Source organism: Pantoea sp. JV6, from assembly GCF_025910055.1.
GTDB classification, from domain to species: domain Bacteria; phylum Pseudomonadota; class Gammaproteobacteria; order Enterobacterales; family Enterobacteriaceae; genus Pantoea; species Pantoea agglomerans.
Genome location: NZ_JAPCIM010000012.1, coordinates 45,422 through 66,692, shown reverse-complemented (window position 1 = coordinate 66,692; position 21,271 = coordinate 45,422). Strand labels below are relative to the sequence as shown.

Below are 21,271 nucleotides of genomic sequence, written 5' to 3'. Positions count from 1 at the left end.
GACGCCGTAAAATAATAATCCGGTTAATAATTCAGGCCTGTCTCTGGCCTGTCGTGCTGGCCTCATATTTTAACAATATCGCAACTATGGAACCAATCTGACACTGCGCTGACTAATTTGCTGACTATACCGTTACGTTACCGTTTTCAGAACGTTAACCGGGCGAGTCTTACTTTCATTCAGCCAGAACGGCGTAGCCTTTGCGCAGAGGATGTCAGACATGCGGTTTTTAATTATTTGTCGGGATAATATTGGCGACACCTTACTGACCACGCCGCTGATCAGTGCGCTGGCGCAATCGGGGCAGCATCAGGTCGACGTGCTGACTAACAATTACGCTGCGCCAGTGTTGCAGCATAATCCCGATATCCGGCAGCTCTTCTATTACACCAAACTGCATCACCGTGAGGCAGGGCAGGGACGACTGGCCTGTGTATTACAGCGACTGAAGCTGATGCTGACCCTGAAAAAACAGCGTTACGATGTGGTGATTCTGGCAAAAAGCCGCTGGGATCAGCATGGCCTGAAGTGGGTTAAAACAGTGCGTCCCGCCAGAGTGATTGCCCTGGGCCATCCCCATCCGCTGATTACCGATCTGCTGCCGCCACCCAGCCAGTCGCCGTGTCATATTAGTGAAACCCTGTTTAGCCTGGGGCGGCCTTTCAATCTCAGCGCCACAGCGCCAGGCAAACTGACGCTGCTGCCGGATGCGGCAATCGCGGCCAGCCTGCGTGACAGCTGTGCGATTGATCCCGCTGTTCCGGTCTATGCATTGCAAATCAGCGCCCGCAAGCCGAGCCAGCAGTGGGAAGCCGCGCGGTTTGCCGGGCTGGCTGAAAAAATCGCGGCGCGTCATCCCTGCCAGATAATGCTGCTCTGGTCACCCGGCAGCCGTGATAATCCGCGTCATCCGGGAGATGATGAAAAAGCGCGTGAAATTATGGCTCTCTGCCCGCATCTGCCGATCAAAGCGGTGGCAACCACCAGCCTGCCGCAGTTGATTGCAGCAATGTCGTTGTGTCAGGGGCTGGTGAGCAGTGATGGCGGGGCAATGCACATTGGTGCGGCGCTGGGATTGCCGGTCGTCGCGCTGTTTGGCGACAGCGATCCGGCGTGCTGGCATCCGTGGCAGGTTAACTATCAGGTGCTGCAACCGGCGTCACGTGAGGTCAATGCGCTGAGCAGCAGCGAGGTCTATGACGCCTTCGCCCATACCATTACTCAGTAAGCCTCTTCAGGCCAGCGTCCCAGTCTGGCCGCTTCACACAGCATGGCGACCGTCAGTGGACGATAAGGCTGTGCTGTGCCCGCAGTAAACCAGTTTGCCACTGCAAAGCGCCGTCGGCGCGGCTCCGGAAAATAGCGGGCGTCATCATACTGTTCTGAACAGACGCCGAAAGTGATAAAAAAATCACTCATCAGAATGGCAAAGTCCACTTCACTCAGCGGTAACTGCTGCAGATGAAACCCCGTCCGATCCACTTTCCGGAACCAGCCCAGTGCGGTTGGCTGATTGTGGTGCTCAATCAGCGCAATGATGGATTGAGAAAGATCGTTCATTACCCCACCAGTTTCGCCACGGCCTGCCCGACCTCATCGGCCTTGATCGTTGCCATCGGATGCTGTGAGGCGGTTTTATCCGGGCGGTGAATAATGATGTGCCGATCGCTGTCCTGGCAGGGACCGGTATAACGCGGATTGGCGGTCGAGAACAGGCTGACCGTCGGCGTTTGCGCGGCCACGGCGATGTGCAGTGGACCGGTGTCCCCGGTAACCAGCACATCCAGCGTGCGAATCAGGCTAATCAGGCCGCTGAGATTCGTTTTCCCCGCCATCGGCGTCACACGCTGACGGCAGTGCAGGGGCAGGCTTTCAATAAATTCCTGCTCAAGAGGCTGCTCAGCGGCGGTGCCGGTAACGATAATTTCCGTGTCAGGCCAGCGTTCAAGCAAGGCTGTCGCCAGCTGGCTGAAGGAGGCCAGCGGCCAGCGGCGAATATCTTTTGATGCCCCTAACTGAAAACCGATACGGCGATGGTCAGCCTTTGTAGTCGGACTGTTGTTCAGTGCCGGAAGGTGCATCCGGGTCTGCTCTGTCTCTGCGCCAAGGACTTCAATCAGTTTCAGCTTACGCTTGATGGTATGGTCATCAAAATAGCCTGAATAGTGATCGAGATATTTATTTAGCAGAGGCGACTCGCGACCGTAATGATCGCGCACAATTACCTTACTGCCGGTCAGTACCGAGCTCATAATATCGTAGGGGAAATGGGCGTGTAATATTACTGACAGGTCAGGTTTCTGACGGCGAAGTTTGAAAAAAAGCGGCAGGAAATTCGCCAGTTTGTTATCCCAGATATAGATCTGATCAAACCAGTTATAACGGCTGACGAGATCCTTATTTTTCTTGCTGGAAACCAGAATAAACTTGCTGGCGGGAAAGCGATTTTTCAGGCTCCAGATAGCCGGCGTATTCATCAGAAAGTCGCCCAGTGCCGTGGTGGAGTAAATCACCACTGTTTGTGGGGCCAGGTCGTGCAAGGCCTGTGGTTTTGTTCTGCTGGAAAATCGAGAATAGAGCGTTAAAAGTCGGTCTATCAGATAAATCTTTTTTTTCTTCACGTCTGAATTCTCTTGAATTTACCAATGTTATTAACAGGGAAATATTATGGAGTGTTAGAGATTAACGCTACAGAGAAGTTCATTATGACAGGATGTTTTTTTCAGTCATTGAGTTTTTGTTTGAAATACACTCGCTTTCTGGTTTAAATAAAAATGAACTTTAATTTTTTGTTATTTGGAAGATGTTTTATGTGCACTTTTATTAATGAATGATTACGGCTTGTAATTCTATGAAAAACTAATAGCAGGTTAATTATTAGCGGAATTATTCTATGACTTCTATCTATTAAAAAACATGCGATAAAACAAACCCCGGCACGTGTGCCGGGGCAGGGTATTACGACTGTGGCTGACCCACCGGGCCTGAACCCAGCGTACCGCCCGGTGACGACTGACCGCTTGGTGCATGAGGGCGGCCATCATCTTTAATCGCGTCGCTCTTCTGCGAGCAGCCCGCCAGAGAGGTTAAGGTCGCTGCAACCAGCAGCAGGGCAGGAAATGTTTTCATAAGGTCACCTTGATGTTGTCAGAAAGAGACGAAACCAGACTAAGCATAGATACTTACCGCATTCTGGCCTGAAAAGGCTTATCTTTCAGATGTTTCTCAGCCGGCGGAAGGCGGCCTGGCAAAAAAAAACGGAAGCCAGTGGCTCCCGTTCTGTTGACGTTCAGCGCGATTACTTGCGGCCCAGCAGGAAGCCGATAAATACGCCAACGCCTGCAGCAACGGCCAGACCTGCAACAGGATTGGATTGAACCTGATCCTTGATACAGTCAGCAGCATCGCGGGCAGCATAGCTTGCCTGGTTGGTGTAACGGCGTGCTGCGCCTTTAGCCTGATGCTCAGATGAACCGGTTGCTGCACCCCATTGTTCCTGAACTGCGCCAGCGGCTTCTTTTACTTTATCTTCGATTTTTCCTGACATTTATTGCTCCTTGGTTTTGAGTGAGACCCTCAAAGCGTAGCAAAGATAGTGAATTCTGCTCCTCTAGCGGAGGAAAATGGGCTAAAAAATCATTTCTGGCTGTTAATGGCGCTGCGTTTGCGGGTAAGGGATTTACTGTCTAGCCTTTGGAAAGAGAGGCGCACTCAGGCGCTGCCACAGCCACAGCCATAGCCAAAGCTACAGCCGGAGGATAAGCAATGAAACGTGATGCACTGAATGATGACGACTATGACGAAGTCTGCCGGGTCATTGGCGATGCGGTCATTGTGCTGTCGGAGCGCGGCCATGACACCCGCCGTGGCGAAATCTACGACCTGCTTAAACGTATACGTCAGCAGCGGGCCCACAGTGAACGGGATGAGCAGCGGATGCTGGATCATGCTATCCGGCTGATTAAGCCTGAGGTTTAGCATAGTGCGGAAACGCTGCGCTACTGCAGCAGCACGCCCTGAATCAGACTGGCCTCAACAATCGTAACCTCATTAATTTTCAGCGCCTGCATATAACCTTCAACCAGTAAGAGATTGCTGACATCAGTGGCCCGGTAGTCGCCCGGGAGTTCACTGTCGCCTTTCCAGACCTGCTGCTGCGACAGCTGACTTAATGTCGTCAGGCTGTAACGATGGGGTTTGCCCGGTAACTGATTGCGGATTGAAAAACCATGGACGCCGCCGATGCCAATGACCCGACGGCTCGCCAGATCCTGTTTAATCTGCGGACTGACCTCATTAGCGGCATAAAATTGCACAAAGCGCAGCACCGACTGCCGCCAGGAGCCAATGGGATTAGGGGATTTGGCCTCCGGGCTGTTCTTCAGCACCGTCAGAATAAAGTTTTTCAGCGTCACCGAGGCCAGTTTGCCCTGATAGATATCTGCAACCAGCTGACCCGCCTGCTGTCGCCAGGCAGTCATCTGCATCGATCCCCCACCAATATCCCAGACCAGCAGCTGCTCATCACAGATCGCCGGATCGTTAAGCGCGGCTTTAGCGGAGAGGAAACCGAGTTTCGCTTCCTGCTGCTGCGAGATGATGCTGATTTGCGCACCGGTCTGGCGCTGCAACTGATCGATGACCGCCTGACCGTTGCTGGCGTTGCGGAACACCGCCGTGGCAACGCCGCTGATCCGCTGTGGATGAAAGCGCTGTGCCTGCGTTAAAAGCTGCTGCAGGGCAGCGGCACCTTCATGAGTCATCGCCGGGCCGAGCTGATTATCTGTTGAATGCGCTAAGGCCTCGTTCCAGGCCACGGCGCGCTGATCCTGATACAGCATCTTTTCGATGCGCAGCTGGCAGACATTGACACGGGCTACCGCAATTTTGGTGGCGCCGGAACCGATATCCAGACCGGCGCGAATTTGCTGGCAGCGATCGGCCTGGGCAGCAGCGGCAAAAAACAGTGAGCAGAACAGCGTGACAGCAGACAGCGCAGCAGAACGCATAGAGACTCCGGGGGCAATGAAGATCAGAGTGAACGGGCGGCGACGCAGGCCGGATAGACGCTCACCAGGAAGTGACGCAGATGATCAAAACACCATTCGGCGTCATCCGCCTGCGGGCAATAGAACTGAATAGTGATCTTTTCATAATCGCGCTGACGCTGGCGCAACGGCGACCAGCTCCAGTCGAGTACCGAACGGGCATAATTGACCAGCGTCTCCGCGGGCATCTGATGTTGCTGCTCCTGCCCGGTCAGGTAGCGATAAAAGTTCGCTTCCAGCTGCAGCGTCTCCTCAAAGCCGTGTTGCGGCAGGTCGGGACGAAAAGCCACATCGATAAAGCCACAGACCGCATCTGCCTGCTGCTGCCAGTCGCAGGCCAGGGTCATAAACAGCCCCTCCTGCAGATTGATCTCCTCGACCAGCCGCCGCAGATTCACTGAATGGTTCAGCACCGCGATCTCCTCAAGGCGACCTGTTTCCAGCGTCAGATCAAAGCCACAGGGATTCACGGAGCCATCCGCATTGCGGGTGGCAGGGAAGGGGAAGTCGATATAACCGTTGTTATCCAGACGCTTTTCCATCGGGGAGACCTGCTGCTTGACGTTTCCTGACAATAAACCATCTGGCAGCAGGATTCATCCCTTATGGACAGGTCCAGGTGATTTGGGTGTCCTGGTAAGGGTTGATCAGGCGGAACTGCTTATCTGACAGGCGCTGCGCGTAATAGCCCTCAGGCGTAACGGCGGAGGGAACATATTTAAAGCGATCCAGCGACTGCAGCGGGCCACTCTTAACGCTGACCTTATCCCGGGTCACGGTGAAGCTATTAACCAGATCAAAAATCACGCCCTGGGTATGCCCCATCGACTGACCATAAATTGTCGAGACCTCACCCGGACATTCCACCCCTTTCGGGCCAGATGAACATCCAGTCACCATCGCGATGAGGATAAAAATGCTGAGACGCATCATGATTTTCTACCTGCTTCAATCCCTGGGAGTTTCGTGGCGCAGAGTCTATCCTGCTGCGTCACTGATTACTTAATCATAGCAGTTTACGCTGCGCTTCCTGTTTGTGATTTGTTTAATCGTTAAGCAACAGGAATGTAAAAGGGTGACTTTGCTTATCAATAAACGTTATTCTTGGCTCCTTTGCGCACCACTTAGGCAAATTCAGGGATAAATGATGAACGAAGAAGAAGCAAGTCTAATGATTATTCGCCATGCGATTGACCAGTTAGAAGCCGATAAGAAGCAACAGGTGATCGCTTGTTCAGCGGATATACGTGCAGCAATGCAGGCTTACGATAGCGAGAATGCCGGGCTGGCACTGATGTTAGTGGCCGCCGAGGTAGCAGCCGAATAATCATATCCGGTCAGTGTGGCAGCCTGTTACGCTGGCCGGATTACTTTATTTTTTCTCAACTTTCAGATTACTTCGCACGCCGATTCTATCTTTCAATGGTCTTGCTGCGGGTTGCCCCGCGTCCCTTCTCTGTCCTGTGATGTGTTAAGCTAAAAAACCTCAATAAAATCAGCGGAGACACAGCATGAAGGCAGCGTTAATTGCCCTGGGCCTGCTGGCCTGTCACATCGCACCCGCCTGGAGCGAGACGGAATTTCAGCTTAACTGTCCCGGCCGGACAACCATGACCGTTTCGCGTGCCGAATATGGGTTAACCACGTTAATGTGGCCGCCGGGGCATTTCCAGATTGCTGCCGGTCAGCAGCGTACCCGTTTAGAGGCGGGTGATAAGGTGGCGATTACCCGCTTTCGCAATGGCGATCAGCTGATTGTGAACCAGCGCAGCCAGGCGACCTTTTTTGTCTACCGCGACAGCGATAAACTGCTGCCCTGCAGCCGCAGCGAAAAACGCGATGTTGATGCGTTGAGCCTGGAGCGCTACGACGATCGTCAGCACTCCGATACTTAACCCACGGAGCCACTATGCAACCCGAGATTACCGATAAGGTCACAACGCAGGATCTGGATGAAGTCAGGCTGGGTCTGACTGCATTCAACAGCAAATATATTAATATTGATGAGATCAGATCGATCGGCGTGTTTATTCGTGATGACCAGGGCAGAAAGCTGGCCGGACTGACCGGATCAACCGCCGGAAACTGGCTGCGGATTGATATGCTGTGGGTGAGTGAGGCGCTTCGCGGGCAGGGGGCGGGCAGTAAGCTGATGCAGGCGGCAGAGCAGGAGGCGCGGGATCGCGGCTGCCGCTTTGCCCAGGTGGATACCGCCAGTTTTCAGGCGCGACCGTTTTATGAAAAGCTCGGCTATACGCTGCGCTTCAGCCTGGATAACTATCCACGGCATCATCAGCGCCACTATCTGACGAAAGCCCTGTAATCAGAACAACGGTTGCTGACGCAAATCCAGCGGATGCTGTTCTGCTTCATCAATCGCGGCCAGCCAGCTCTGCAGCGTAACTTTTTTCCAGGAGAGATGCCCGCGCGTGGTACTCATCAGCACCACGTCGGGACGCAGGGAGCGGTAAAACTCCAGCGTCTGGCTCAGCTCAGCCGGATTACTGTCCGGCACCAGCACCGTGATCCAGCGGTCATGCGAACGTGTCACGGTATCGCCAACAAACAGATAGGTCAGCCCCAGCGGCGAGGTGTAGAGATAGCTGCAACTGCCCGGTGTGTGTCCTGGCGTTGGCAGCAGATGGAAATCCCCGAAGTGCGTCTCCTGCTGCGAAAAGGTGTCATCAGGCTCAGCAAAACGGCTGATGGGGCCCAGCGATCGGCTATGGCAGTAAAGTGCGCTGCTGAAGCGCTGCTGGATCAGCGCCGCACCGGGCGCGGATTCATGCCAGTGGGTGAGGTAGTGGCGGATCACGCCGCCGGTATCGGCCATGACTTCATGATCGAGCGGATTTTCTACGCGGCCAATCAACAGATTGCCGCGTGGGTGACGCAGCATAAAGCCATGCATCATCAGGTCATTAACGGCATCTTCCACCGGAAATTCCGGGGTTGAGATCCACAAATCGTCATACAACGGCTTCAATGTCGATCTCCTGAAACAAACGCTATTCCCGCAGGACGGGATGCCCGGTCGCCTGCAAACGGGCGTGGCCCTGGCTGACCGCTAATCGTGCGCTGGCACCCAAAGGCAGTGTTACGGTGTCAGCGGCATGACCAAAATCTAATCCACAAATCAGCGGCAGACCGGTGGTGTCACGCAGTCGCTGCCAGACGGTGCTGAAGTCAAACCCGTTGTCATATTCTGTCAGGGCTGTACTGGTGAAGCTGCCGGTAACGATCGCCCGCTGTCGCGCCAGAATACCGCTCTGCTGCAGCTGAATCAGCATGCGTTCAATGCGGAACGGATGCTCATTCACATCCTCAATCACCAGAATGCCGTTCTCAAACTGCGGCATCCACGGCGTGCCAATCAGTGAGCAGATCATCGCCAGATTCCCGCCCCACAGCGTACCCTGCCACTCGCCCTCATCAGGCGTTTCGCTTTGCCATGTCACCTCTACTGTAGGTGAAGTCAGTGCCTGCCAGAAGTGGTGAAGGGTAAATTCAGATAAGGTCGCGGCGCCGAAGTTACCGGCCAGCATCGGTGCGCTGAAGGTAATCAGGCCGACCTGCGCCAGCAGTGCCAGCTGAATCGCGGTGAAGTCGCTGTGGCCGCACAGCGCCAGCGGCTGATTCAGCAGACGGCGTTGCAGGCCGATGTAGTCGATGGAATCCAGTAACCGGCTGGCACCATAACCGCCTCGCACCGCCAGCACCACATCGGGCAGCGTGCTGAGACTGGCAAGCTGGTTGATATCCGCCAGGCGCTCCGCGTCCTTACCGGCGAAGCGCTGAAAACGGCGGGTGATCACCTGCTCGTTCTCTACCTGATGGCCGGCCGCACGCAGTCGTGCAATGCCCTGCAGCGCCGCAGGCTGATTGTGACAGTAACCGGAGGGGGAGATAAGACGAACTGAACGTGAAATCATCATACTTTCCTGCTGTTAGCGCCTGACTGACGGCGATGATGGCGAAAAGCGCCGCTGAAGTCACGGTACGCGCCGCATTTTCATGCATTTAGGATAAACGGTAATTTTGCTCTCAGGCTGCCTGGGTATGATAGCATTCGCCACAACAGCTACGAGATGAAAAATTGCTGAAAATCCGACACCTTATACTCTCAGCGTTACTCCTGACCGGCTGTGCCAGCGAGCCACCGCACCATGCCGTTAAGCAGCGCAACACGCCATTAACTCAGGCACCGCCGTCCAGCGTCAATGGCACCTGGGCGATGTTTACCGAAGATGCCGCCAGTCATTATGGCGTTGATGAGAAGTTGATCAGCGCCATTATCAGTGTCGAGTCGGGTGGAAATCCGGGCGTGGTGAGCCGTTCAAATGCGGTGGGGCTGATGCAGATTAAAGCTTCGACCGCCGGGCGCGAAGTCTATCGCACGCTGGGCCGTCGTGGTCAGCCATCGAATGCCGAGTTGCGCGATCCGGCCAAAAATATTGATATCGGCACCGCCTATATCCGCATTCTGCAGAACTGCGCGCTGTCGGGCATCCGCGATCCGCTGACCCTGCGCTATGCCACCATCGTCTCTTATGCCAACGGCGCAGGGGCGTTACTGCGGACTTTCTCCAGCGATCGCGATCGGGCCATTGCGATGATCAATGCGATGTCACCGGATGAGTTCTATCAGCATGTGCAGAACAAGCATCCGGCGGCGCAGGCCCCGCGCTATCTGTGGAAAGTCACCACGGCTTACCGCACTATCTGACCGGTTGTGATGAATCCTGCGGCGTGAGCAGTAGCCGCGCCGTGGGATAGTCGATGATCAGCACCTTGATGTAGCCGCCCAGCAGCGCACCGCGAATCGCCTGCGCTTTCTCTCTTCCGCCTGCCAGCCCGACCACCTGTGGACACTGTTTTACCTGTGCCAGCTCCATACCAATCACCGGATCTTCTTCTGCTTTCAGCACCGGCTGTCCGCAGGCGTCGAAATAGTGCAGACAGATATCGCCTACCGCACCGCGCGCCGCCAGCGTTTGCAGCATCCTGCCATCGTAGTAGTTGCCCGAATTACGTAACAGCGCCGACGGCTCCAGATCGCCAATGCCGACAATCGCCAGGTCGACCTGCTCAAATTTACTCAGCACCTCGGCGACCTCTGCGTTGGCAGAGAGCCGCTGGCGATCGCTGACCGAATGCTCAATCGACTGGGACGGCAGCAGCCAGGCGGGGCAGTTCAGCAGCGCCGCCAGATTTTGCGTCAGAATCGTGGCCTGCACATTGCCGTTAGCCCCGACGCCACCCAGCAGCTGGATCACCCCTTTGCAGGCGCTGTTGAGCGGATGCAGCGCATCCACCATCGCCCGGATCGTGCCGCTCCATGACGAAATACCAATCAACTCATCGTTTCGCAATCGGGTCTCCAGATAGTGAGCGGCCGCCGATCCAATCGCCTGCTTAATCTGCAGCGACGACGCCTGGTCCGGCACATCCACCACAATCGCCTGCGGCAGGTTATAGGTCTGCTCAATGGCCTTTTCCAGCTCAGGGTAGACGTTGGCTGGTGGCACCACGCTGATCTTGACCACACCTTCTTTCACGCTGCGATTAAGAATGCGTGAGACAAACGACTGCGATAAGGTCAGTGACTGCGCAATCTCTGACTGCTTCAACCCTTCGACATAGTAAAGGGTGGCAATTTTCACCATCAATCGCTGTTCATCCTGTTTTGCCATCGGTTTTTCCCTCTCTGATTCTGCCCGGTATTGTTAACCAGGATGATCAAAATCACAACGCAGGCTAATTTGTGATCGTTTTCGCTTTTTGACGATCGCGCATTGGACGGCACGTCAGCGCGGGCGCATAGTCATTATGCATATAAAATCGCGTGTGAATATATATTCAAGCGGAGAAAAATAATGACTCGTCCTCTGATCAAACTGACCCTGCTCGCATCGATGCTCGCCTTTTCAGCGACCGCGCTGGCGGCAGAGCAAGGCCTGCTGGCGATTATCACCCCGTCCCATGACAACCCGTTCTTTAAAGCCGAGGCGGAAGGGGCCTTAGCGAAAGCCAAAGAGCTGGGTTACGCCACGCTGGTGGCGTCGCACGATGATGACGTAAACAAGCAAAACCAGCTGATTGAGACCGCGATTGCGCGCAAAGCCAAAGCGATCATTCTTGATAACGCTGGTGCCGACGCCACCGTCGGGCCGGTGCAGAAAGCCAAAGATGCCGGGATCCCGACCTTCCTGATTGATCGGGAGATCAACAAAACCGGTATCGCGGTGGCGCAGATCGTCTCTAACAACTATCAGGGGGCGCAGCTGGGCGCGGAGAAATTTGCGAAATTGCTGGGCGGCAAAGGGGACTATGTTGAACTGCTGGGCAAAGAGTCTGACACCAACGCGGGCGTGCGGTCGCAGGGCTATCACGATGTGCTGGATGACTACAGCGACATGAAAATGGTGGCTCAGCAGAGCGCCAACTGGAGCCAGACCGAAGCCTTCAGCCGCATGGAAACCCTGCTGCAGAAACACCCCAACATCGTGGGCGTCATCTCCGGTAACGACACCATGGCGCTGGGCGCCGAAGCCGCGCTGAAAGCCGCCGGGAAAACATCGGTGATCGTGGTGGGCTTTGATGGCAGCGACTACACCCGCGATTCGATCCTCAACAAAGGCAATATTAAAGCGACAGTGCTGCAGCCGGGCTGGGATCAGGCGCAGATGGCGGTCACGCAGGCGGATTACTACCTGAAGAACGGCAAAGCGCAGAAACAGGAGAAGCAGCTGATGGACTGCGTGCTGATTGACGACAGCAACGCCGCTAAGCTGAAAAACTTCAACCTGGCGAAATAACCATGAAACGGATGCTGGCGGTATTGACCGGTATGGCGCTACTCAGCGCCTGCACCGTGGTGGATCTGGATGCGGACGGTAAGCCGATCCTGCCGAAGGATCCGCACGCGAAACCCAGCTATACCACCCAGACACCGCAGCAGATTGCGGAAGAGACCTGGCAGCCGCGCGTGATGACCACCGCGAACAGCCATGCGCTGAGCTGGGCCGACATGGAGGCGAAAAGTCAGACGGTCAAACCCGGCGGGCGCGAAAGCGTCTTCGTGCGAGCCGGGGGGACAGCCAGCGCCTTTGATGAGAGTAACCCGCGTGAACGCACGCTGACGCTGATGATTAACGGCAAGCCGGTGGCGGTCAGTGTCGGGCCGGTGCTGCGCAGTAACGCTATCCGGGATGCCGCCGGTTTCCGTTTCGAAGAGTTTACCAATCAGGTGCAGTACGCCCAGCTGACGCGGGCGCTGAACCGTCACGCGGTGAAGCAACTGCCACCGCTGGATGCCAGCTGGGTCAACCAGCCGGTGCAGGCGCTGCTGGCTGTAACTATCGGGCAGAACAGCGTTGAAGATGTGGTAGCGGTTGAGCTGAAGCGGGGGACGCCCTGATGGACGCTGAGATCATTCTGCGGGCCGAACAGATATCGAAGCTGTTTCCCGGCACGCTGGCGCTGGATCGCGTCGACTATCGGGTCTGGCGCGGCAAAGTTAACGTCATCATCGGTGAGAATGGGGCGGGAAAATCGACCCTGATGAAAATTCTGGCCGGGGTACAGCAGCCCACGGCCGGCTCGCTGTTCCTGAATGGCGAGCCGCTGACGCTGAGCAGCACCCGCGACGCCGCCCGGCACGGCATCGGCATGGTGCACCAGGAGCTGAATCTGTTTGAGAACCTGACGGTGGCTGAAAACCTGTTTCTGGGCAGGGAGATCCAGCGCGGTCTGGCCCCGATCAACGAGGCGGAGCAGGCACGCCGCACCGCCGCGCTGATGGCGCGCCTGGATCAGCCGATTTCACCCCATGAGCGGGTCGGTAATCTCAAAGTGGGTCAGCAGCAGCTGGTCGAGATTGCCAAAGCGCTGGCGGAAGATGCGGATATCCTGATCCTCGACGAGCCGACCTCGGCGCTGAGCAAAACCGAAGTGGAGATCCTGTTCCGGGTGATCCGCGACCTGACGCAGCAGGGCGTTACCGTGATTTACATCTCCCACCGGCTGGAAGAGCTGATGGCAATTGGCGACGTGATCACCATTCTGCGCGACGGGCGCTTTCAGGCCGAAGCGCCGGTCAGCAGCATCGATGTGCCGTGGATCGTGCGTGAGATGCTGGGCAGTGAACCGGTCACCACCTTCCTGCCGGAAGCGCGTGAGTTTGGCGCGCCGGTGCTGGAGGCGCAGCACATTACCTGCGTCAGCCCCAATGGCAATACCCTGGTGGATGACGTCAGTTTTCAGGTGCGGGCCGGGGAAATTGTCGGGATTTACGGGCTGATGGGCGCAGGCCGCACCGAGCTGTTTGAGTGTCTGCTTGGCTGTCAGCGTCACTATCTGGGCAAGCTGTGGCTCGACAGCAAACCGCTGCCGACCCGTCTGCCCACCGCCGACCGTATTCGCATGGGCATGAGTCTGGTGCCGGAAGATCGCAAACGTGCCGGGATTTTCCCGGTCTCATCGGTCGCCAGTAATCTCACCATCGCCAGCCTGTGGCGGCGTCTGTCACATCGCTTTGCCATTGCCCACCAGGCGGAGCAGCAGGCGGTGAGCCAGACGGTGGGCAACCTGGCGATCAAAATCTCCTCGCCGGACGTGGCCATTAGCGCGCTGAGTGGTGGCAACCAGCAGAAAGTGGTGATTGGCCGCGCGCTGCTGACCAATCCGCGTCTGCTGCTGCTGGATGAGCCGAGTCGCGGCATTGATGTCGGTGCAAAAGCAGAGGTGTTTCGCATGATGGTGGCGCTATCGCAGCAGGGCATTGCAGTACTGTTCTCCACCTCGGACCTGAAAGAGATTATGGCGGTAGCCGATCGCATCCTGGTGATGTCGGGCGGCAAACTTACGGCTGATCTTCCCCGCGACCAGGCGGAAGAGGCAGCGCTGGTGAAAGCAAGTGCGCAGGGGTTCTGAGCATGAAAAGCAATGACAGCGTCGCGCTGACCACACTTCCGGCTAAGGCGTTCAGTTCACGTGAAAGCATTCTGCTGCTGCTTCTGAAGCTGCGCACTTTTATTGCGCTGATTCTGATCGTCGGCTTCTTCGCCATCACCGTGCCGGACTTTCTCGCCACCGGCAGCCTGGTGATCATGGTGAAACATATCGCCATCAACGCCTTTCTGGCGCTGGGCATCACCTTTGTCATTATCACGGCGGGAATTGACCTGTCGATTGGGGCGACGCTGGGACTGTGCGGCATGATCGCCGGCTGGCTGATTACCAAAGGCATTGTGCTGCCGATGTTTGGCATCGCTATTTTTCCCAGCGTCTGGGTGATTGTGCCGGTGGTGCTGCTGATCGGCGCGCTGATTGGCGCGGGCAACGGCTGGATCATTACCCGCTACAACGTGGCCCCCTTTATCTGCACCCTCGGCACCATGTACATCCTGCGCGGCGCGGCGATGCTTACCTCCGGTGGCGAGACCTTTCCCGGTCTGCAGGGGAATCCGCTGCTGGGCAATACCGGTTTCGATCGGATTGGTGCCGGAACCTTTCTCGGGCTGCCTTACGCCATCTGGATGATGGTGGTGCTGGCGCTGGTGATCGCCTACATCGCCCGTCGCCTGCCGTTTGGCCGTCAGGTCTATGCCATCGGAGACAATGAACGTGCCGCTGAACTGTCGGGTGTGAAAACCCGGCAGGTAAAAATTCTGGTCTACACCCTGTCAGGATTCTGCGCGGCGATTGCTGGCATCGTGGTCTCATCGCAACTGGTCGCCAGCCATCCGGCTAACGGCACCGCGTTTGAGATGAATGCCATTGCCGCCGTGGTGCTGGGTGGCACGTCGCTGGCGGGCGGACGCGGCACCATCCTCGGCACGCTGATTGGTGCCTTCGTCATCGGCTTTCTGGCGGATGGCCTGATCATGATGGGTGTCAGTGAATTCTGGCAGATGGTGATCAAAGGCATCGTGATTATCATCGCGGTGATCATCGACCAGACCCAGAGCCGGATGCAGCAGAAGGCGGCCGTGGTGGCTCAGAAAGCGTTAATCGAGGAGGGGACACCGGCAAAACCCTGACGGGAAAGTGCGTTGAACCGGACAGCGGGTGCCGCTGAGTGATTCCTGGCAGTGGACGGCCTGCCCGGTTTAATGGGCAGAGTAGTGAACAAAGGGCGGTTCAGTTTATCAGCCCCCTTTTTTTCAGGCACAAAATTTTTTAACCGACGTGAATATATATTCATAACCGATTTAAAATTCAGAGGTAGTGTATGAATCCTTTCAATCTTCCGGTCGATGACCTTGAGCGCCGGGCGCGGGCAATCCGCCGCCGCATCATCCAGCTTAACGCGGGCAGCCCGGCAGGCGGTCATACCGGCGCTGACCTGTCACAGGTAGAGGTCCTCACCGCGCTCTACTTCCGCATTCTGAACTGCGCCCCGGATCGCACAGACGACGATCAGCGTGACATCTATATCCAGTCCAAAGGGCATGCGGTGGGGGGTTATTACTGCGTGCTGGCGGAAGCGAGCTACTTCCCGACCGACTGGCTGGCAACCTACCAGCATGCCGACTCGCATCTGCCCGGCCATCCGGTACGGCAGAAAACGCCGGGCGTTGAGCTGAACACCGGCGCGCTGGGTCACGGCCTGCCGGTGGCGGTGGGCATCGCTATCGCGGCGAAAAAAGATAACAGCCCGCGCCGCATCTTTGTGGTGACCGGCGATGGTGAACTGGCTGAAGGCAGCAACTGGGAGGCGGCGCTGGTGGCGGCGCATTACGGCCTCGACAACCTGATCATCATCAATGACAAAAACAAGCTGCAACTGGCGGGCGCGACCCGCGACATCATGAACACCGATCCGCTGCCGGAAAAATGGCGCGCCTTCGGGCTGGAGGTCACCGAATGCAACGGCAATGATATGGCGGCGGTGGTCGACACCATTGAAAACCTGCCGAAGAACGGCAAACCGCAGGTGATTGTGGCGCATACCGAGAAGGGATTTGGCGTCTCCTTTATCCAGAGCAAGGCGGAATGGCATCACCGGGTGCCGAAAGGCGAAGAGATCGCACTGGCACTGGAGGAACTGAAAGATGAGTAATGCACAACATTTAGCAAGCGTCATGGTCACGGCCTTTATCGACGCGGTGAATCGCGGTGTGGATCTGGTGCCGGTGGTAGCGGACTCCACGTCGACGGCCAAAATCGCCCCCTTTATCAAGGCCTTTCCCGACCGGCTGATTAACGTCGGCATCGCTGAGCAGACGCTGGTGGGCACGGCGGCCGGTCTGGCGCTGGGCGGCAAAGTCGCAGTGACCTGTAACGCCGCGCCATTTCTGGTGTCACGCGCCAATGAGCAGGTAAAAGTCGACGTCTGCTACAACAACACCAACGTCAAACTGTTCGGGCTGAATGCCGGGACCAGCTATGGCCCGTTAGCCAGCACGCATCACAGCATTGATGACATCGCGGTGATGCGCGGTTTCGGCAACATCGAGATCTATGCGCCTTCCTGCCCGCTGGAGTGCCGTCAGATCATCGATTACGCCCTTGAGCATGTCGGGCCGGTCTATATCCGTCTGGATGGCAAAGATCTGCCGCAGCTGCACGCGGAAAGCTATCAGTTCAGGCCGGGCGCGATCGACCTGTTGCGTGAAGGCAGCGACATCGCACTGGTGGCGATGGGCTCAACGGTTCACGAGGTGGTTCACGCTGCTGAGCAACTGGCTGAGCAGGGCATTTCAGCCGGTGTGATCGCGGTTCCATCGATTCGACCTTGTGATACCCAACAGCTGCGCAACCTGTTAAATCACTACCCAGCCGTGATTACCGTAGAGGAGCATAACGTTAATGGCGGTGTCGGCAGCCTGGTGGCCGAAGTGCTGGCGGAAGGCGGCTGCGGCATCCCGCTGTTGCGGCTCGGCATTGCAGATGGGGAATATGCAATTGCCGGCGATCGCGCCTCTACCCGTGCCCATCATGGCATTGATGCCAGTAGCGTGGTGAACAGTGCAGCGCGCATCTGCGCAGGAGCATAAACATGGTGGGACCCCTGATTCTGGCGATCGACGAAGGCACTACCAATGCTAAAGCGATTGCGGTTGATCGCGATGGCCGTGTGGTGGCACGCGGCAGCCAGAGCTTAACCCTGCAACATCCGCTACCGGGACTGGCTGAGCAGGACCCTGTGGCGATCTGGCAGGCGGTAAAAGAGGCCATTACCCATTGCCTGGCAGCCTGTGGTGGCGCGCCTGTCGCGGCTGTGGCGATCAGTAATCAGCGCGAGTCGGTGCTGATCTGGCAGCGGCGTGACGGCAAGCCGCTGACGCCGCTGGTGAGCTGGCAGGATCGACGATCCGAGTCACTCTGTCGCGACCTGCATCAGGCGGGCAAAGCACCTCGCATCACCGGTTTGACCGGCCTGGCCGTTGACCCGATGTTTCCGGCCGCCAAGCTGACCGGGATGCTGGCCGCCATTCCTGACGGCGCGGCGCGGGCGGCGGCGGGTGAACTCTGTATCGGCACGGTCGACAGCTGGCTCAGCTGGCAGCTCAGCGCCGGCGAGGTATTTATTACCGATCATGCTAACGCCTCCCGTACTCAACTCTACAGCCTGCATCTTAATGACTGGGACGACGAGCTGCTGACGCTGTTTCAACTGCCGCGCGCCGCGCTGCCGCGCATCACCGCTTCAGCCAGTGAACAGGGCGTGGTCGCGGTGAATGATATTCCCGGCTTAGCGCCAGGCACGCCGATTCTGGCGCGCATCGGCGACTCTCATGCCGCCTTACAGGCGCAGCGGCGCGGCGAGTCTGAAGTGGTGAAAGCTACCTACGGCACCGGGTCTTCCCTGATGATGTCCATGGCGACGCCGCTGTTGACGGAAAATGGCCTCAGCACCACCGTGGCCTGGCATGACGGCACGTTGCGTTATGCCTTTGAAGGCAACATTACCCACACCGGTTCCGGTGCCGCCTGGCTGGGCAGAATGCTCGGCGTGCAGGAGCCGCGCGAGCTCACCGCGATGGCGCAGCGCTGCGACGACAATCAGGGCATCTATTTTGTCCCGGCGCTCTCTGGCCTGGGCGCGCCCTGGTGGGATCTGCAGGCGCGCGGCATGGTGTGCGGATTGACGGATGCCGCCACACCCGCCGTGCTGGCGCGGGTGGCGCTGGAGTCGATCGTCTGGCAAATCGCCGACGTCTTTTTTGCCATGGAGCAGGCCAGCGGCCAGCAGCTTCCTGCGCTCTGTGTGGATGGCAGCGCCACCGAAAATAGCTGGCTGATGCAGTTACAGGCGGATGTGTTACAGCGGCCGTTGCAGCGGGTGCCTACCGCCGAGGTCTCCGCGCTGGGCGCGGCACTGCTGGCAGGCAAAGTGCTGGGATGGTGGCAGCAGGGCAGTGATATGCAGGCGCTGCAGGGCGGCAGCGTCATCATGCCGCGTGAAGAGCACGCGCAGCGTATGCAGGAAAACTATAAAGGCTGGATTGACGCCGTTGCACGCTGTCGTTATCAGCCACATTAATCCTTATCCGGAGCAGAGCCATGTCAACACTTCCTCAGCAGTTAACCTTCGGCGTCATTATTGGCAACCGGGGTTTTTTTCCCAGCTATCTGGTGGGCGAGGCGCGCCAGCAGGCGGTCGCGCTGTTTGAAAAGATGAACATTAATACGGTGATGCTGGATGAGAACCAGACCAACCTGGGCGGCGTCGAGACGCGTCAGGAGGCGAAAACCTGTGCCGCGCTGTTTCGTCAGCATCGCGAAGCGATTCACGGCATTGTGGTGCTGCTGCCTAACTTTGGTGATGAAAAAGCCATCGCGGAAGCGCTGCGTCTCGCCGGGCTGAACGTGCCGGTGCTGGTGCAGGCCGAAGAGGACAATCTGGATAAAATGGGACTGGCGACCCGCCGCGACAGCTTCTGCGGCAAAATTTCGCTCTGCAACAACCTGCGGCAATATGGCATCCCGTTTACGCTGACCCGCCAGCACGTCTGCGCCCTGAGCGGCGACGTGTTTATGCAGGATCTGCAGCGGTTCAGCCAGCTCTGTCGGGTGGTGAATGCTATGCGGCGGGTACGCGTCGGGGCGATTGGTGCCCGGCCCGCCGGATTCAACACCGTGCGCTACAGCGAAAAGCTGCTGGAGAAGATGGGCATCGCGGTGGAGACCCTGGATTTATCGGAGATCTTTACCCGCACCAACCGGCTGCGCGATGACGATATCCGCGTGGCAGAGAAGCGTGAAATCCTGGAGGCCAACGCTGATGCGCGCGGTATTCCGGGTGAAAAACTGGTGACTATGGCCAAACTGTTTGTGGTGATCAGCGAGTGGATCAGCGACAACGATATCGATACCACCGCCATTCAGTGCTGGACGTCGTTGCAGGAGAATCTGGGCATTAACGTCTGCTCAATCATGAGTGTGATGTCGGGCCAGCTGATGCCCAGCGCCTGCGAAGTGGATGTGATGGGGGCGCTGTCGATGTATGCGCTCGCCAGTTGCTCGCTGAACCCCGCCTCGCTGGCAGACTGGAACAACAACTTTGGTGACGAGCGGGACAAATGTGTGCTGTTTCACTGTGGTAATTTCGCCAGCGCCAGCCTGGAGTCAGCGACCATGGGCACGGCGGATATCATCGGCACCACCGTGGGCAAAGAGAACACCTGTGGCGCAGTGCATGGCCGCATGAAGCAGGGCGATCTGACCTATTTCCGCCTCTCTACCGACGACTTCAGCGGCGAAATCAAAGCCTATGTGGGAGAGGGAATGTCGGTCACCGATCCGCTGGACACGGTAGGTTGCCGTGCGGTGATCCAGGTGCCGCAGCTGGAGACACTGCTGGCGTGGATCTGCCGTAACGGCTTTGAGCATCATGTGGCGATGAACCACTCTGCCACGGCTGGTGTGTTGCAGGAAGCGTTCAGTGAGTATCTCGGCGTGAGCTGCTACCGGCATCAGTAAGCGGTAAGGTGGAACGGCTGAATGCAAGGGGTGAAGCAGCCGATGCGGTCACGATTCCGCCCGCACCGGCCTGTATGCCCGCCACGCCTGAAAAGGAAGGCGGGCTCTGACTTAGCGCGCCATTCTGCGCACCTCGTCATCGTCATTCTGCACCGCAACCAGATCCACCGGTGGCAGATTGCCGCCGCTGAACTCCACCTGACGAATCGGGAAGGCGAAGCGGATATTTCGCTCTTCCAGTGCTGCCATCAGCTGCAGGTTAATCTCCTGCTGAATATCCATGTACTTGTTGTAATCCGCATCCAGCACAAAATAGACCACTTCGAAGGTCAGTTTTGAATCCTCAAAGGCCAGGAAGTGGGCACGGTCAAAACGGGTGGTCTCAACGCCCTGGATAATCTCTTTCACCAGCGGGCTGATCTCCCGGACCTGCTCTGACGGCGTGGCGTAGCTGATACCAAACTTAAAGACGATGCGGCGCTGCTGCATGCGCTTGTAGTTATGGATCGTCTGCTGCAACAGAATGGTATTTGAGCAGACAATCTGCTCGCCACTCAGGCTGCGCAGTCGGGTGGTTTTCAGGCCGATATGCTCGATGGAACCGGCAATGTCACCAAAGACAATAAAATCGCCATGCTCAAACGGCTTATCAAAGCCTATCGCCAGTGAAGCAAACACATCGCTCAGTACGGTCTGAATCGCCAGCGCAATCGCAATACCTCCGACTCCCAGGCTGGCGACCAGTGCGGTAATGTTGATGCCCATGTTCGACAGAATGGCCAGGAACATCATGATCCAGACCACCACCCGCAGCAGAATCCCCAGGATCACCGTAGTGACCGGGTTGCGCACGTGCAGCGGGTCACGCAGCAGACTTTTCAGCCATAGCCGGATGCCACAGTCGAGCCACAGAGCGAGCTGCACAATCAGCGCCAGGAACCAGCCGTGCGCGATGGTTACACTCCACGACGCGGGCAGATCGACAAACTTCAGGGCAATCAGCAGCGAAAAGATCAGCAGCAGGGTCTGGCTGGTACTGCGCAATATCTCCACCAGAATCGCAGTGGCGCGAACATGACGATGTTCGCTGTAAAGGGCAATCCGGTTGGAGATAAAGCGAATCAGGGTACGTAATACCCAGTAAATCACCAGCGTGGACACCACCACGATGGCGCTGTTTAACCAGAGTTCCTGATTAAAAAAGAGGGAGTGAAAACGACGTGAAGAGAGCCAGTTTTCCATTGGGGAGGGTCTCCTTGCTGGGTTCCGGTTTAAAAGAAAACAAGCAAGAA

Annotated in this window: 25 protein-coding genes; 14 read left to right on the top strand and 11 right to left on the bottom strand. The window is 57.1% G+C overall.

Features of this window, described 5'->3' with window-relative positions:
• Nucleotides 1–220 precede the first annotated feature (220 nt).
• On the top strand, nucleotides 221–1,228 hold the full coding sequence (locus OK412_RS10540; protein WP_050680004.1) for a glycosyltransferase family 9 protein: 1,008 nt from the start codon (nucleotides 221–223) through the stop codon (nucleotides 1,226–1,228).
• Here OK412_RS10540 and OK412_RS10535 read toward each other — a convergent pair.
• From OK412_RS10535 to OK412_RS10520, 4 genes are all read right to left on the bottom strand, one after another.
• Nucleotides 1,222–1,560 (bottom strand): DUF1493 family protein, encoded by a 339-nt coding sequence (locus tag OK412_RS10535; RefSeq protein WP_033757323.1) that lies wholly within the window; start codon nucleotides 1,558–1,560, stop codon nucleotides 1,222–1,224. The genes OK412_RS10540 and OK412_RS10535 overlap by 7 nt on opposite strands.
• Nucleotides 1,560–2,621: a glycosyltransferase family 9 protein gene (locus tag OK412_RS10530; protein ID WP_192033580.1), complete on the bottom strand. Its 1,062-nt coding sequence runs from the start codon at nucleotides 2,619–2,621 to the stop codon at nucleotides 1,560–1,562. Before OK412_RS10530 ends, OK412_RS10535 begins: the two co-directional genes overlap by 1 nt.
• A gap of 337 nt (nucleotides 2,622–2,958) precedes the next feature.
• Nucleotides 2,959–3,129, bottom strand: a complete 171-nt coding sequence (locus tag OK412_RS10525) for a hypothetical protein (protein ID WP_164501688.1) — start codon at nucleotides 3,127–3,129, stop codon at nucleotides 2,959–2,961.
• 169 nt (nucleotides 3,130–3,298) lie between these two features.
• The gene (locus tag OK412_RS10520; protein ID WP_010246235.1) at nucleotides 3,299–3,547 is read right to left on the bottom strand and encodes a DUF883 family protein; all 249 of its coding nucleotides are present in this window, start codon (nucleotides 3,545–3,547) and stop codon (nucleotides 3,299–3,301) included.
• Between the two features lie 218 nt (nucleotides 3,548–3,765).
• Here OK412_RS10520 and OK412_RS10515 point away from each other — a divergent pair, with 218 nt between their 5' ends.
• Nucleotides 3,766–3,978: a DUF2767 family protein gene (locus OK412_RS10515; protein WP_010246232.1), complete on the top strand. Its 213-nt coding sequence runs from the start codon at nucleotides 3,766–3,768 to the stop codon at nucleotides 3,976–3,978.
• 20 nt (nucleotides 3,979–3,998) lie between these two features.
• On the opposite strand, the gene OK412_RS10510 is transcribed toward OK412_RS10515, so the two are convergent.
• The 3 genes from OK412_RS10510 to OK412_RS10500 all read right to left on the bottom strand — a co-directional run bounded on the left by OK412_RS10510 (nucleotide 3,999) and on the right by OK412_RS10500 (nucleotide 5,981).
• Nucleotides 3,999–5,009, bottom strand: a complete 1,011-nt coding sequence (locus OK412_RS10510; RefSeq protein WP_264353157.1) for a Ppx/GppA phosphatase family protein — start codon at nucleotides 5,007–5,009, stop codon at nucleotides 3,999–4,001.
• Between the two features lie 23 nt (nucleotides 5,010–5,032).
• Nucleotides 5,033–5,590 carry a hypothetical protein gene (locus tag OK412_RS10505; RefSeq protein ID WP_010246226.1) on the bottom strand — a complete coding sequence of 186 codons (558 nt, stop codon included), beginning with the start codon at nucleotides 5,588–5,590 and terminating at the stop codon, nucleotides 5,033–5,035.
• 61 nt (nucleotides 5,591–5,651) lie between these two features.
• Nucleotides 5,652–5,981, bottom strand: coding sequence for a hypothetical protein (locus OK412_RS10500; RefSeq protein WP_010246223.1), 330 nt, complete (start codon nucleotides 5,979–5,981; stop codon nucleotides 5,652–5,654).
• A 214-nt stretch (nucleotides 5,982–6,195) separates the two neighbouring features.
• On the opposite strand from OK412_RS10500, the gene OK412_RS10495 reads away from it, so the two are divergent.
• From OK412_RS10495 to OK412_RS10485, 3 genes are all read left to right on the top strand, one after another.
• Complete coding sequence (locus tag OK412_RS10495) at nucleotides 6,196–6,375, top strand: hypothetical protein (protein WP_010246220.1); 180 nt, start codon at nucleotides 6,196–6,198, stop codon at nucleotides 6,373–6,375.
• A gap of 184 nt (nucleotides 6,376–6,559) precedes the next feature.
• Nucleotides 6,560–6,943: a hypothetical protein gene (locus OK412_RS10490; RefSeq protein WP_010246217.1), complete on the top strand. Its 384-nt coding sequence runs from the start codon at nucleotides 6,560–6,562 to the stop codon at nucleotides 6,941–6,943.
• 14 nt (nucleotides 6,944–6,957) lie between these two features.
• Nucleotides 6,958–7,371, top strand: a complete 414-nt coding sequence (locus OK412_RS10485) for a GNAT family N-acetyltransferase (protein WP_010669877.1) — start codon at nucleotides 6,958–6,960, stop codon at nucleotides 7,369–7,371.
• On the opposite strand, the gene OK412_RS10480 is transcribed toward OK412_RS10485, so the two are convergent.
• Nucleotides 7,372–8,034, bottom strand: coding sequence for an MBL fold metallo-hydrolase (locus tag OK412_RS10480; RefSeq protein WP_010246210.1), 663 nt, complete (start codon nucleotides 8,032–8,034; stop codon nucleotides 7,372–7,374).
• A gap of 22 nt (nucleotides 8,035–8,056) precedes the next feature.
• Nucleotides 8,057–8,980, bottom strand: coding sequence for a muramoyltetrapeptide carboxypeptidase (gene ldcA, locus OK412_RS10475; RefSeq protein ID WP_264353259.1), 924 nt, complete (start codon nucleotides 8,978–8,980; stop codon nucleotides 8,057–8,059).
• A 164-nt stretch (nucleotides 8,981–9,144) separates the two neighbouring features.
• Between ldcA and emtA the strand changes: the two genes are divergently transcribed.
• The gene (gene emtA / locus OK412_RS10470; RefSeq protein WP_264353156.1) at nucleotides 9,145–9,774 is read left to right on the top strand and encodes a membrane-bound lytic murein transglycosylase EmtA; all 630 of its coding nucleotides are present in this window, start codon (nucleotides 9,145–9,147) and stop codon (nucleotides 9,772–9,774) included.
• On the opposite strand, the gene OK412_RS10465 is transcribed toward emtA, so the two are convergent.
• A complete protein-coding gene (locus OK412_RS10465; RefSeq protein WP_010246202.1) occupies nucleotides 9,767–10,741 on the bottom strand; it encodes a sugar-binding transcriptional regulator in 975 nt (324 codons plus the stop codon). The genes emtA and OK412_RS10465 overlap by 8 nt on opposite strands.
• 183 nt (nucleotides 10,742–10,924) lie before the next feature.
• Here OK412_RS10465 and OK412_RS10460 point away from each other — a divergent pair, with 183 nt between their 5' ends.
• The 8 genes from OK412_RS10460 (at nucleotide 10,925) to OK412_RS10425 (ending at nucleotide 19,979) form a co-directional block, all read left to right on the top strand.
• Nucleotides 10,925–11,866, top strand: a complete 942-nt coding sequence (locus tag OK412_RS10460) for a D-ribose ABC transporter substrate-binding protein (RefSeq protein WP_010246199.1) — start codon at nucleotides 10,925–10,927, stop codon at nucleotides 11,864–11,866.
• Between the two features lie 2 nt (nucleotides 11,867–11,868).
• Entirely contained in the window at nucleotides 11,869–12,468 is a 600-nt protein-coding gene (locus OK412_RS10455) for a DUF2291 family protein (RefSeq protein ID WP_033771476.1), read from the top strand.
• The gene (locus OK412_RS10450) at nucleotides 12,468–13,982 is read left to right on the top strand and encodes a sugar ABC transporter ATP-binding protein (protein WP_264353155.1); all 1,515 of its coding nucleotides are present in this window, start codon (nucleotides 12,468–12,470) and stop codon (nucleotides 13,980–13,982) included. The genes OK412_RS10455 and OK412_RS10450 overlap by 1 nt, the downstream gene beginning before the upstream one ends.
• A 2-nt stretch (nucleotides 13,983–13,984) precedes the next feature.
• Complete coding sequence (locus OK412_RS10445) at nucleotides 13,985–15,091, top strand: ABC transporter permease (RefSeq protein WP_010246189.1); 1,107 nt, start codon at nucleotides 13,985–13,987, stop codon at nucleotides 15,089–15,091.
• Between the two features lie 191 nt (nucleotides 15,092–15,282).
• Nucleotides 15,283–16,113, top strand: a complete 831-nt coding sequence (locus tag OK412_RS10440; protein ID WP_264353154.1) for a transketolase — start codon at nucleotides 15,283–15,285, stop codon at nucleotides 16,111–16,113.
• A complete protein-coding gene (locus OK412_RS10435) occupies nucleotides 16,106–17,050 on the top strand; it encodes a transketolase family protein (protein ID WP_010246183.1) in 945 nt (314 codons plus the stop codon). The genes OK412_RS10440 and OK412_RS10435 overlap by 8 nt, the downstream gene beginning before the upstream one ends.
• Before the next feature lie 2 nt (nucleotides 17,051–17,052).
• Complete coding sequence (locus OK412_RS10430; protein ID WP_167422803.1) at nucleotides 17,053–18,540, top strand: FGGY family carbohydrate kinase; 1,488 nt, start codon at nucleotides 17,053–17,055, stop codon at nucleotides 18,538–18,540.
• 20 nt (nucleotides 18,541–18,560) lie between these two features.
• Nucleotides 18,561–19,979: an L-fucose/L-arabinose isomerase family protein gene (locus OK412_RS10425; protein WP_061901553.1), complete on the top strand. Its 1,419-nt coding sequence runs from the start codon at nucleotides 18,561–18,563 to the stop codon at nucleotides 19,977–19,979.
• Between the two features lie 111 nt (nucleotides 19,980–20,090).
• Here the strand turns inward: OK412_RS10425 and OK412_RS10420 are convergent, their stop codons facing one another.
• Nucleotides 20,091–21,221, bottom strand: a complete 1,131-nt coding sequence (locus OK412_RS10420; RefSeq protein WP_033771482.1) for a mechanosensitive ion channel family protein — start codon at nucleotides 21,219–21,221, stop codon at nucleotides 20,091–20,093.
• Nucleotides 21,222–21,271 lie beyond the last annotated feature (50 nt).